This is a genomic window from Mycobacterium montefiorense, from assembly GCF_003112775.1.
GTDB lineage: Bacteria > Actinomycetota > Actinomycetes > Mycobacteriales > Mycobacteriaceae > Mycobacterium > Mycobacterium montefiorense.
The window spans coordinates 147,163-158,850 of record NZ_BFCH01000001.1; the positions used below are offsets into that span (position 1 = coordinate 147,163).

14 protein-coding genes and 1 riboswitch are annotated in these 11,688 nt (G+C 66.8%); of the genes, 9 read left to right on the forward strand and 5 right to left on the reverse strand.

What is annotated here, in order from left to right; translation table 11 throughout:
* Positions 1-13: 13 nt before the first annotated feature.
* Both DB708_RS00695 and DB708_RS00700 read right to left on the reverse strand, forming a co-directional pair.
* Positions 14-841, reverse strand: coding sequence for a mycofactocin-coupled SDR family oxidoreductase (locus DB708_RS00695; protein WP_108920115.1), 828 nt, complete (start codon positions 839-841; stop codon positions 14-16).
* Positions 842-843: 2 nt separating this feature from the next.
* Positions 844-1,158: a putative quinol monooxygenase gene (locus tag DB708_RS00700; RefSeq protein ID WP_108920116.1), complete on the reverse strand. Its 315-nt coding sequence runs from the start codon at positions 1,156-1,158 to the stop codon at positions 844-846.
* A gap of 206 nt (positions 1,159-1,364) precedes the next feature.
* Between DB708_RS00700 and DB708_RS00705 the strand changes: the two genes are divergently transcribed.
* Positions 1,365-3,866, forward strand: coding sequence for an FtsK/SpoIIIE family DNA translocase (locus tag DB708_RS00705; protein ID WP_108920034.1), 2,502 nt, complete (start codon positions 1,365-1,367; stop codon positions 3,864-3,866).
* On the opposite strand, the gene DB708_RS00710 is transcribed toward DB708_RS00705, so the two are convergent.
* A complete protein-coding gene (locus tag DB708_RS00710; RefSeq protein ID WP_201263381.1) occupies positions 3,863-4,381 on the reverse strand; it encodes an amino-acid N-acetyltransferase in 519 nt (172 codons plus the stop codon). The genes DB708_RS00705 and DB708_RS00710 overlap by 4 nt on opposite strands.
* A gap of 56 nt (positions 4,382-4,437) precedes the next feature.
* Here DB708_RS00710 and pgsA point away from each other — a divergent pair, with 56 nt between their 5' ends.
* From pgsA to pspM, 4 genes are all read left to right on the forward strand, one after another.
* Positions 4,438-5,028: a CDP-diacylglycerol--glycerol-3-phosphate 3-phosphatidyltransferase gene (pgsA, locus tag DB708_RS00715; RefSeq protein WP_201263382.1), complete on the forward strand. Its 591-nt coding sequence runs from the start codon at positions 4,438-4,440 to the stop codon at positions 5,026-5,028.
* Between the two features lie 57 nt (positions 5,029-5,085).
* Positions 5,086-5,424, forward strand: coding sequence for a transcriptional regulator ClgR (clgR, locus tag DB708_RS00720; RefSeq protein WP_108920118.1), 339 nt, complete (start codon positions 5,086-5,088; stop codon positions 5,422-5,424).
* A gap of 139 nt (positions 5,425-5,563) precedes the next feature.
* Positions 5,564-6,391 (forward strand): phage shock protein PspA, encoded by an 828-nt coding sequence (gene pspA, locus DB708_RS00725; RefSeq protein ID WP_108920036.1) that lies wholly within the window; start codon positions 5,564-5,566, stop codon positions 6,389-6,391.
* Between the two features lie 18 nt (positions 6,392-6,409).
* Positions 6,410-7,231, forward strand: coding sequence for a phage shock envelope stress response protein PspM (gene pspM / locus DB708_RS00730; RefSeq protein WP_108920037.1), 822 nt, complete (start codon positions 6,410-6,412; stop codon positions 7,229-7,231).
* A gap of 5 nt (positions 7,232-7,236) precedes the next feature.
* Here pspM and DB708_RS00735 read toward each other — a convergent pair whose 3' ends face one another.
* Positions 7,237-7,668: a limonene-1,2-epoxide hydrolase family protein gene (locus tag DB708_RS00735; RefSeq protein ID WP_108920038.1), complete on the reverse strand. Its 432-nt coding sequence runs from the start codon at positions 7,666-7,668 to the stop codon at positions 7,237-7,239.
* A 50-nt stretch (positions 7,669-7,718) separates the two neighbouring features.
* On the opposite strand from DB708_RS00735, the gene DB708_RS00740 reads away from it, so the two are divergent.
* Together DB708_RS00740 and DB708_RS00745 are read left to right on the forward strand one after the other, a co-directional pair.
* On the forward strand, positions 7,719-8,885 hold the full coding sequence (locus DB708_RS00740; RefSeq protein WP_108920039.1) for a glycosyltransferase: 1,167 nt from the start codon (positions 7,719-7,721) through the stop codon (positions 8,883-8,885).
* A 23-nt stretch (positions 8,886-8,908) separates the two neighbouring features.
* Positions 8,909-9,103 (forward strand): DUF3046 domain-containing protein, encoded by a 195-nt coding sequence (locus DB708_RS00745; protein WP_409347541.1) that lies wholly within the window; start codon positions 8,909-8,911, stop codon positions 9,101-9,103.
* Between the two features lie 14 nt (positions 9,104-9,117).
* On the opposite strand, the gene DB708_RS00750 is transcribed toward DB708_RS00745, so the two are convergent.
* Positions 9,118-9,795: a (2Fe-2S)-binding protein gene (locus tag DB708_RS00750; RefSeq protein ID WP_108920040.1), complete on the reverse strand. Its 678-nt coding sequence runs from the start codon at positions 9,793-9,795 to the stop codon at positions 9,118-9,120.
* Positions 9,796-9,837: 42 nt separating this feature from the next.
* Positions 9,838-9,968: riboswitch (cobalamin riboswitch) on the reverse strand.
* Positions 9,969-10,129: 161 nt separating this feature from the next.
* Between DB708_RS00750 and recA the strand changes: the two genes are divergently transcribed.
* Both recA and recX read left to right on the forward strand, forming a co-directional pair.
* Entirely contained in the window at positions 10,130-11,170 is a 1,041-nt protein-coding gene (gene recA / locus DB708_RS00755; protein ID WP_108920041.1) for a recombinase RecA, read from the forward strand.
* Positions 11,136-11,657, forward strand: coding sequence for a recombination regulator RecX (gene recX / locus DB708_RS00760; protein ID WP_108920042.1), 522 nt, complete (start codon positions 11,136-11,138; stop codon positions 11,655-11,657). The genes recA and recX overlap by 35 nt, the downstream gene beginning before the upstream one ends.
* Positions 11,658-11,688: the final 31 nt, after the last annotated feature.

Consider the following 11,688-nt stretch of genomic DNA (forward strand, 5'->3'; position numbering starts at 1 on the left):
CGCGCCATAGCCGCTACTTGTTCAAGAAGCCCGCGTCGACCGGCAGGGTCACGCCTGTGATGTAGCGCGCCTGGTCGGACACCAGCCATGCCACCGCGTTGGCGATGTCCTCGACGTCGAGCGTTTCGACCGGCATGGCATTGCCCATGGCTCCGGGAGTATCGGTCGCGGCGGCCATCTTGGCCAGCCACTCGCGGGTGAACTCGTTGTTGATCATCGGAGTTTCCACGCCGGACGGATGAAGCGAGTTCACCCGAATCATCTGGCTTGCAAGCAGATTCGCGTATACCCGCATCAGCCCGACGACCCCGTGTTTGGCCGCGGCGTAGCCGACGGAACCGGCGTCCGCGCTGCCGACGCCGGCCAGCCCGGCACTCGAACTGATCAGCACGATCGACCCGCCGGTGCCTTGGGCGACCATGGTGGGTATCGCGGCCTTGATGGTGTTGTAGACGCCGGTGAGGTTGACGTCGATGACGTCGCGCCAACCGTCGTCGCCGGATTGCATAGGGGCGATACCGGCGTTGGCCACCACGATGTCGAGCCGGCCCAACTCGTCGATCCCGGCTTGCACCGCGGCCGACAGCGACGCGCGATCACGCACATCGCTCTGCTTGGCCACGATCCGGGCGCCGGTGTCCTCGACGAGTTTGACGGTGGCCGCCAGGTCTTCAGGGGTGGCCAGGGCGTAGCGAACGCTGTCGATCTGCGCGCACAGGTCTACGGCGATCACGTCGGCGCCGTCGGTGGCCAGCCGAACCGCGTGCGCGCGGCCCTGGCCGCGGGCCGCGCCGGTAATCAGCGCGACTTTTCCCTTTAGCGGTCCGTCCGGGCGCTGCAGGTTCACTGGCGCAGTTGGCCCTTGCCCGGGTCGCCCGCGGGAATGGGCTGCAGGGTCTTGATGTCCGGCGCTCCGGCCAGGTGCTCGCCGGCCGCCGAGAACAGCTTGCCGATCGCGGGAGCTGTGCTGTGCACCTTGAGTGCGTCTTCATCGGCCCATTGCTCGATGAAGACGAAGGTCTCACCGCTTTGATGCACCGAATAGAGCTGGCACCCCGGCTCCTCGTGCACTTCTTCGACCGCGGCCGTCAGGATGTCGCGAACGGTGTCGACGGACTCGGGTTTGACGGTCAGGGTGGCGACAACGACGACGGGCATGCGGAGCTCCTTGAGGAGTAGCGACGGGATGGCTGTCACCCTACTCACCCGGAATCGACGGCCGCTGTGATGCCCGCTGCGACCGAACCGCGCTGGTCCCGGCTATTTCGGGTGCTGTCGAAGCACTCCGATAACCGAATCGAAACGGTTTTGTGACCCGTGTGGCTGATGGTGAATGTGGGGCGGTTGCGACTAGGCTGGACCCCATGGCTAGTAAGACCGCTGCCCGCTCCGGAACCCGAACGAGCAGGTCAAAGGCCACTTCGCGCACCAGCGGGCCTCGAAGTGCGCGACCGGCACCTGCCCGCAAGAAGGTGAGCAGGCCGGCCAAACGTCATAACCGGTCCTTGCTGGTTGCCGCCGGCATGACCGGCGGGCGCGCGATGCGTGCCACCTGGCTGATGGCGGCACGGGGCACCGGCGGTGCGGCACGGTCGATCGGCCGGGCCCGCGACATCGACCCGGGGCACCGTCGCGACGGAATCGCACTGGTTCTGCTGGGCATTGCCGTGGTGGTCGCGGCGAGCTCTTGGTTTGACGCCGCGCGGCCGGTCGGCGCGTGGGTCGACGCGGTGCTGCGCACGTTCATCGGCGCCGGCGTCCTGGCCCTGCCGGCGGTGCTGGCATCGGTGGCGGTGGTGCTGATGCGCACCGCGCCCAACCCCGAGGCACGGCCCCGGCTGATTCTGGGCGCGAGCATGATCAGCCTTTCACTGCTCGGTCTGCGTCATCTGTGGTCCGGCTCGCCGGGTGACCCCGAATTGCGCTGTCGCGCAGCGGGATTCATCGGCTTCGCCATCGGCGGTCCGTTGTCGGAGGGGTTGACGCCCTGGATTGCGGCACCGCTGTTGTTCATCGGCGCACTGTTCGGGTTGCTGTTGCTGACCGGCACCACCATCCGCGAGCTGCCGGAAATGATGCGCGCCTTGTTCAACACCCGGTTCGTGGATGATCTTTATTCCGACGAGGGCGAATACGACTACGACGACGCGGACGGCCAAGGGCGCGAAGACTTTTCCGACGGTTACTACGACGATGGTGCATTCGAAAATGAGCCGCAGGCGTGGCCGGCGGCGGATGCCGCCCCCGCCGCACTCGACCCGCTCCCGGACGAAACTCCCACCATTCCGGAACCCACCGCCCGCACTCGCCGTCGCGCCGCCAAGAAGCAGGACACCCAGGTAACCGACCGGATCGTCGAAGGCCCGTACACGCTGCCGCCGATGGAGCTACTGGTTACCGGCGACCCGCCGAAGAAGCGCAGCGCGGCCAACACACAGATGGCCGAAGCCATCGGTGAGGTGCTGACCCAGTTCAAGGTCGACGCCGCCGTCACCGGCTGCACCCGGGGTCCCACGGTCACCCGCTACGAGGTGGAGCTCGGGCCGGGTGTCAAGGTCGAGAAAATCACGGCGCTGCAGAAGAACATCGCCTATGCCGTGGCGACCGAGAGCGTCCGGATGCTCGCCCCGATCCCGGGCAAGTCCGCGGTCGGCATCGAGGTGCCCAATACCGACCGGGAAATGGTGCGACTGGCCGACGTCCTCACCGCGCCCTCGACCCGCCGCGACCATCATCCGCTGGTGATCGGGCTGGGCAAGGACATCGAAGGCGACTTCATCTCCGCGAACCTGGCCAAGATGCCGCACCTGCTGGTGGCCGGATCCACCGGATCCGGTAAGTCCAGCTTCGTCAACTCCATGTTGGTGTCGCTGCTGACCCGGGCCACCCCGGAAGAGGTCAGGATGATCCTGATCGACCCGAAGATGGTGGAACTGACGCCGTACGAAGGCATTCCGCATCTGATCACCCCGATCATCACCCAGCCGAAGAAGGCGGCCGCCGCGCTGGCCTGGCTGGTCGAGGAGATGGAGCAGCGCTACCAGGACATGCAGGCGTCGCGAGTGCGTCACATCGACGACTTCAACGCCAAGGTGCGATCCGGTGCCATCACCGCGCCGCTGGGCAGCCAGCGCGTGTACCGGCCGTATCCGTACGTGGTCGCGATCGTCGACGAGCTGGCCGACCTGATGATGACCGCGCCGCGCGACGTCGAGGACGCGATCGTGCGGATCACCCAGAAGGCCCGCGCCGCCGGCATCCACCTGGTGCTGGCCACCCAGCGCCCGTCCGTCGACGTGGTCACCGGGCTGATCAAGACCAACGTGCCCTCGCGGCTGGCGTTCGCGACGTCGTCGCTCATCGACAGCCGGGTGATCCTGGACCAGGCGGGCGCGGAGAAGCTGATCGGGATGGGTGACGGCCTGTTCTTGCCGATGGGCACCAACAAGCCCATCCGGCTGCAGGGCGCCTTCATCACCGACGACGAGATCCACGCCGTCGTCACCGCCTGCAAGGACCAAGCCGAACCCGAATACACCGAAGGCGTCACCACCGCGAAGCCCACCGGCGAGCGCACCGACGTCGACCCGGACATCGGCGACGACATGGATGTCTTCCTGCAAGCCGTCGAGCTGGTCGTGTCCAGTCAGTTCGGCTCCACCTCGATGCTGCAGCGCAAGCTGCGGGTCGGCTTCGCCAAAGCCGGCCGGCTGATGGATCTGATGGAGACCCGCGGCATCGTCGGGCCCAGCGAGGGATCCAAGGCGCGCGAGGTGCTGGTCAAGCCCGACGAGCTGGCGGGAACGCTGGCGCTGATCCGCGGCGGTGCCAACGCCGACGGCTCCGAAGACGACGGCGAAGACTAGAGCAGCAACAGCATCCGGGTGTTGCCCAGGATGTTCGGCTTGACGTAGCTCAGGTCCAGGAACTCGGCGACACCGATGTCGTAGGAGCGGCACATCTCCTCGAATACCTCGGCGGTGACGGGCGTGCCCTCGATTTCGGTGAACCCGTGCCGGCCGAAGAACTCGGTCTCGAAGGTCAGCACGAAGATTCGCTCCAGCGTCAGCTCGCGAGCGACGTCGAGCAGCCGCGTGACGATCGCGTGTCCGATGCCGTGGCCTGTCGCGGTCGGATCGACCGCGATGGTGCGGATCTCGCCAAGATCTGACCAGAACACGTGCAGCGCGCCGCAGCCGACCACCGTGCCGTCAAGCTCGGCCACCCAGAACTCCTGGACGGCCTCGTACAGCGTCACCAGGTTCTTTTCCAGCAGGATCTTGCCCGCATAGGTGTCGACGAGGTGCTTGATCATGGGGACATCGGATGTTCGCGCGCGCCGGACGACGACTTGCCCGCTATCCCAAGAACGTTCGGTCACGGATAACAGTATTGACATCTGGGGCGGGTCCGCTGGTCAACCGCTATTCTGATGCCGTGTCGGGGCAGCCGCAGACAGGACCAGTGGCGGGACGCGTCAGCATCGCCAACCTGGCCAACGTCCTGACGCTGTTGCGACTGGTACTGGTTCCGATCTTCCTGCTCGCATTGTTCGCCGGCGGCGGTCACGAGACCTCCGCCCGGATCGTGGCCTGGGCGATTTTCGCCGTTGCGTGCCTTACCGATCGATTCGACGGCCTGCTGGCACGCAACTACGGCATGGCGACCGAATTCGGCGCGTTCGTCGATCCGATCGCCGACAAGATGTTGATCGGGTCGGCGCTGGTAGGACTGTCGATGCTCGGCGACCTGCCCTGGTGGGTCACTGTGCTGATCCTGGTCCGCGAGGTTGGGGTCACGGTATTGCGGCTGGCCGTGATTCGCCGCGGCGTCATTCCGGCCAGCTGGGGCGGCAAGCTCAAGACTTTCGTCCAGGCGGTGGCCATCGGGTTATTCGTGCTGCCGGTGTCGGGACCGTTCCTAGTGGTGGCGTCGGTGGTGATGGCCGCCGCTATCGTGCTGACGGTCGTCACCGGTATCGACTATGTGGCTTCGACCGTCAGGGAAGTGCGGCGGACGGGAACCTAGACGGCCGCTGCTGGCGTTGACCTGATGAAGCAGCTTTGCCGGACGAAGGAGATCAGCATGTCGCCACTGGTGCGCGAGGTCATCGGCGAGGTGCTGCGCCTGGCCCGGACGTCGCAGGGTCGGACGCTGCGTGAGGTGTCGGACACCGCCCGGGTAAGCCTCGGGTATCTCTCGGAGGTGGAGCGCGGCCGCAAGGAAGCCTCCAGCGAGCTGCTGAACGCGATCTGCGACGCGTTGGACGTCCCGCTGTCGACGATGCTCACCGATGCCGGTGAGCGGATGGCGAACGAGGAGCGCACTGCGCAGCGTGTACCGAGCGGCGAGGCAAGCGTCACCACCATCGACGCCAGCACCAAGGTCGTGATCCCGCCGGTGGCGGCGCTCGTGGTGGCCTGAGTGCCAGGATTGCTCGGCAGCGCCGATCACCCGCCAGGGGTGGGGCGATCGGCGGCGACCCGATAAATTGAGCGGCAGAGTGATCGCCAGGGCCCATCAGGGAGCCTGCGGCACACGGAAACGAAGGTGGAGCTAACTCATGGCCAATCCGTTCGTCAAAGCGTGGAAATACGTCATGGCGCTGTTCAACGCGAAAATTGACGAGCACGCCGACCCCAAGATCCAGATTCAGCAGGCTATTGAGGAAGCCCAGCGCACGCACCAGGCGCTAACCCAACAGGCGGCGCAAGTGATCGGCAACCAGCGCCAGCTGGAGATGCGGCTCAACCGCCAACTCGCCGACATCGAGAAGCTCCAAGTCAACGTTCGCCAGGCCCTGACGCTGGCCGACCAGGCCACCTCCGGCGGCGACGCGGCCAAGGCCACCGAGTACAACAACGCCGCCGAGGCCTTCGCGGCCCAGCTGGTGACCGCTGAGCAAAGCGTCGAAGACCTCAAGACGCTGCACGACCAGGCGCTGGGCGCCGCGGCCCAGGCGAAAAAGGCCGTCGAGCAGAACTCGATGGTGTTGCAGCAGAAGATCTCCGAGCGCACCAAGCTGCTCAGCCAGCTCGAGCAGGCCAAGATGCAGGAGCAGGTCAGCGCGTCGCTGCGGTCGATGAGCGAGATCGCCGCGCCGGGCAACACCCCAAGCCTCGACGAGGTTCGCGACAAGATCGAACGCCGCTACGCCAACGCGATCGGCTCCGCCGAACTTGCGCAGGGTTCGGTGCAGGGCCGCATGCTCGAGGTCCAGCAGGCCAGCGTGGAGATGGCGGGCCATTCCCGGCTCGAGCAAATCCGAGCGTCGATGCGTGGCGAGGCTCTGCCGACGGGCGGGACTTCCGGTTCCGGAGCCACCCCTGCCGCGCCCGCGCCCGCCGAGAGCGCCGGTGGACAGGTTGCCGAGAAACCCTTTGGTCAGTAGCCGTTCGGTCGGTCTGACATGGCGGTGAAGGCGACGCAGCGCGGCACCTGGCGAGCAATGCTGCAGCAGGGGTTGGACACCGCCGCCGATCTCACCGGCTTCGTCGCCCAGAAGATCACCGCGGCCACCGATCCGCGGGCGCGGCTGCTGCGTCGCCGCCGCCGCGCACTGCGGTGGGCGTGGATCTTCGCCGTCGGCAGCGTGTTCTGGGGTCTGGTCACCGCAGTGCTGGCCTGGTGGGGCTGGTTCGTGCTGTTGCTGCAGATCACCGGCGCGATCGCGGTCATCGAGGTGATCCCCGCGACGTTGTTGTTCTTCCGATACCACTGGCTGAAATCGGAGCCGCTGCCGGCGAGCCGGCCCACCAACCCCCGTCGGCTGCCGCCGCCGGGTTCCGCGGCACGACCCGCGATGTATGCGCTCGGCGCCTCCGAACGCGGGTTCTTCTCGCTGTTGAGCGTCATCGAGCGCGGTGCCATGTTGCCGGCGGACGAGATCAGTGACCTGACCGCGGCGGCGAACAAGACTTCGGCGGCGATGGCGTCCAGTGCCGCGGAGGTGGTGTCGATGGAGCGCGCCGCGCACAGCTCGGAGTCATCGCGGTCGTATCTGGTGCCCACCATCAATGCGTTCACGGCGCAGTTGAGTGCCGGTGTCCGGCAGTACAACGAAATGGTCACCGCCGCAGCACAATTGGTTTCCTCGGCGAACGGCAATGGCGATGCGGGGCTCGCGGCCGCACACCAACGCTATCGGTCCGAGCTGGTCGAGGCTACCGATCACCTGACCGGTTGGGCTCAGGCGTTCGACGAACTCGGCGGCTTACCGCGCCGCCCGTGATCTGACTAGAACGACGCTTTGAGCGACGGCAACACTAGCGCCGCCACGCCACGCAGCAACGCCTTGGTCATGTCGAAGAAGTCAAAGTAGTCCCGCCACAGCGTGATTCGCCCGTTGTGGACCTCGAACACGCCGCAAACCCAGAACTGCAGGCGCAGCGGGCCCAGGGTCAGCGCGTCGCTGCGCTCGGTGAGCACGGCGGCGCCGTCAGCGGCGACGCGATGGATCTTGACTTCGAATCCGGCGCGGCCGTCCATTCGGCGGAACAGCTTCATGGCCCGGGCACGGCCGCGGATGGTCGGCAATCCGACGTTCTCGTAGACGAGGTTGTCGTCCAATGAGGCATCCGCGGTTTCGTAGTCCGCATCCATTAAGGCGTTCAGAAAAGTCTCGACCGTGCGCGTGTTCGCGACGGCTGTTCCGGTCAGCTCGGTCATGGTGCCAGCGTAGGGCGCGTGCCGGTCGGCCGCTGTGGCAGGGTAAGGCGGTGCGAGTCGCCGTGGTCGCCGGGCCGGATCCTGGGCACGCGTTTCCCGCGATCGCGCTGTGTCAGCGTTTCCGGGACGCGGGCGACGAAGCCACCCTGTTCACCGGCGAGGAATGGATCCAAGCCGCCCGCGACGTGGGCATCGCGGCTGTCGCACTCGACGGGCTCGCGGCGACCGATGAAGACCTCGACGCCGGGGCCCGAATCCACCGGCGCGCGGCGCGGATGGCGGTGCTCAACGTGCCGGCGCTGCGCGACCTGGCACCCGACCTGGTGGTGTCCGACGTGATCACCGCCGGCGGCGGCATGGCCGCCGAGCTGCTGGACATCCCGTGGATCGAGCTGAACCCTCATCCGCTGTATCTGCCATCGAAGGGGTTGCCGCCGATCGGCAGCGGGCTAGCCCCGGGGACCGGCATTCGCGGCCGGCTGCGTGATGCCGCGATGCGGGCGATGACGGCGCGTTCCGTGCGCGCGGGCCAGCAGCAACGTGAGAGATCCCGCGTCGAGATCGGGTTGTCGGCGCGCGATCGGGGGCCGCTGCGGCGGCTGATCGCCACACTGCCCGCGCTGGAGGTTTCCCGGCCGGACTGGCCGGCCGAGGCCGTCGTGGTCGGGCCGCTGCACTTCGAGCCGACCGATCAGATCCTCGAGGTCCCGGCCGGCTCGGGGCCGGTGGTGGTGGTCGCGCCGTCGACCGCATTGATCGGCACCGAGGGTCTCGCCGAGGTCGCGCTGGGGTGCTTGACGCCGGGCGAGACGCTGCCGGCGGGATCGCGTCTGTTGGTGTCGCGGCTGGACGGACCGGAGCTGACGGTGCCGTCGTGGGCGGTGGTCGGGCTGGGACGCCAGGACGAGCTGTTGGCGCATGCCGATGTGGTGATCTGTGGCGGCGGCCATGGAATGGTGGCCAAAACGCTGCTGGCCGGGGTGCCGCTGGTGGTGGTGCCCGGCGGCGGCGACCAGTGGGAGATCGCCAATCGGGTGATGCGCCAGGGGAGCGCGCGGCTGATCCGGCCGTTGACGGCCGACGCGTTGGTCCAGGCGGTCAGCGAGGTGTTGTCGGCACCCCGCTACCGCGAGGCCGCCCGAACGGCCGCGGCCGGCATCCACCGCGTCGCCGACCCGGTGCGGATATGCCACCAAGCGCTGGCGCTCGCGGGATGACTGCGATCGGTATGTTGGCTGGCGTGCGGCTGACGGAGTTCAACGAGCGGGTGGTGCTGCGGTTCGGCACCGCGTACGGCGCTTCGGTGCTGGTAGACCACGTGCTGCCCGGTTTTGACGGCCGAACCGCGTCGCAGGCGATCGAAGACGGCGTCGAACCTCGCGATGTCTGGCGGGCGTTGTGCGTCGACTTCGATGTGCCCCGCGAGCAGTGGTGAGCTTTTTCGCATACTCATCTCTGGCTTGATCGTGGCGCCTGGCGAAAGACGCAGTCGCCGCACACGGCTCGCCCCGGGAGGCGATAGAACAGGCAGCAGCTGTTGCGCTTGAAGCCCAGATGCGAGCCGCTGATAGCACCGGATCCGGACAGCACGCCGGTGTCCAGCAGGGAACCGGTGATCTCGACAATCCGTGCGCGCAGGTCGGGCCGGGCCACGAGCAGCGCCCGCGACGCGCCGACGAGTGCGGACGCGATATTGCCTGCCAGCAGGACAGGCGCCAGCTTGACCCGCAGACCTGCCTCGAACGGCTGCATATGTTGTTGCACCACAACGCCGTACAACAACTCCGCGGAGATTTCCGGCACCGCTGTTCCGGTGGGTTCGGGCATGCGCAGCGGCGCCCCGTCGTCGGCACGTTGCAGGTCGTCGAGGTCTGGAACAACGTCGTGGGCCAAAGCGCATGCCAGCACCGGTGACCACAGCCGGGTGGCATGGCCGAGATGAACCAGCGAGGCGCCGATCCGTAGGTCAGTCGTGTGGTAGCGCTGCGCGGTGGTGTCGATCAAACCGGTGAAGCCGTCGGCGTAGTCCTGTCGGACCGGATGCCAGCCTGCTCCGGTGCCGCCTACCGTGAGCGCGAAAAACCCTTTGTAGGAAGATATTTGGGCAAGCTCGCAGGAGATATCCATGCGTGCGCGCCACCCTCTCTGGGGAGGTCCGCCCCAGCGTCTAGTGAGGAAGCGCCGACGGTGAGTATCTGGCTCTCGGGTCGCAATGCGCCCGATCACAGTGGCGCGACCGCACCGGATTCGCACCGGTTTCCTCAGCTTTTTCCTGCAGGCCCGTCGACGCCCTTTCGGTAGCCGATGTTGCCACACGCGCGGCGTGTCGAACTTGAATCGAACAGGTGTTCGGCTACTGTGGTGATCGTTCGGAGATGCCGACTTGTCGGTGGCCATCTCTAATGTCTCGCCCAACCGACCGAAACCGGTCATCGAACACATCGACTATAGGAGAGGCGCCATGGCGCAAGCCCCCGACCGCGAGAAGGCTCTCGAGCTGGCGATGGCCCAGATCGAGAAGAGCTACGGCAAAGGCTCGGTGATGCGTCTCGGCGAAGAGACACGTCAACCGATCTCGATCATTCCGACTGGATCCATCGCGCTGGACGTGGCCTTGGGCATCGGCGGCCTGCCGCGCGGCCGGGTCGTGGAGATCTACGGCCCGGAGTCCTCGGGTAAGACCACCGTCGCCCTGCACGCGGTGGCTAACGCCCAGGCCGCCGGCGGCGTCGCGGCGTTCATTGACGCCGAGCACGCCCTGGACCCGGACTACGCCAAGAAACTCGGCGTCGACACCGATTCCCTGCTGGTCAGCCAGCCCGACACCGGTGAGCAGGCCCTTGAGATCGCCGACATGCTGATCCGCTCCGGCGCACTCGACATCCTGGTCATCGACTCGGTGGCCGCGCTGGTGCCGCGTGCGGAACTGGAAGGCGAGATGGGCGACAGCCACGTCGGGCTGCAAGCCCGGCTGATGAGTCAGGCGTTGCGGAAAATGACTGGCGCACTGAACAATTCGGGGACGACGGCGATCTTCATCAACCAGCTCCGCGAGAAGATCGGGGTGATGTTCGGCAGTCCGGAAACCACCACGGGTGGAAAGGCTTTGAAGTTCTACGCATCGGTGCGCCTGGATGTGCGCCGGATCGAGACGCTCAAGGACGGCACCGACGCGGTCGGTAACCGCACCAGGGTCAAGGTGGTCAAGAACAAGGTGGCACCGCCGTTCAAGCAGGCCGAGTTCGACATCCTCTACGGTCGGGGCATCAGCCGGGAAGGCTCGCTGATCGACATGGGCGTGGACCAGGGCTTCGTCCGCAAGTCCGGTTCCTGGTTCACCTACGAGGGCGAACAGCTCGGCCAGGGTAAGGAGAACGTCCGCAACTTCTTGATGGAGAACGGCGATATCGCCAACGAGATCGAGAAGAAGATCAAGGAAAAGATGGGCATCGGTGCGGTGGTGACCGATGACGACGTCCTCCCCGCCCCCGTCGATTTCTGAGCCTGCCCGCGAAGAGCAGGCGCGGGCGTTGTGCCTGCGCCTGCTCACCGCGAGGGCGCGCACCAGGGCCGAGTTGTCCGGCCAGCTCGCGAAACGCGGATACCCCGGCGACGTCAGTGGCCGGGTGCTCGATCGGCTGGCCGCTGTCGGGTTGGTGAATGACCGGGACTTCGCCGAACAGTGGGTGCAGTCCCGGCACACCAGGGTGGGAAAGAGCAAGCACGCCTTGGCCGCCGAGCTGCACACCAAAGGTGTCGACAAAGAGGTCATCACCACGGTGCTGGCCGGGATCGACGCCGGTGCAGAGCGAGGTCGGGCCGAAGAACTGGTACAGGCCAAGCTACGACGGGAGACGCTGAGCGGGGACGACGCGCGGATCACTCGTCGGCTGGTGGGGATGCTGGCGCGCCGTGGCTATAGCCAGAACCTGGCCTGCGAGGTCGTCCTCGCCGAGCTGAACGCCGAACGAGAACGCCGCCGGGTCTAGCTGCGGGTTAATGCCCTCGGCCCCGATCGCC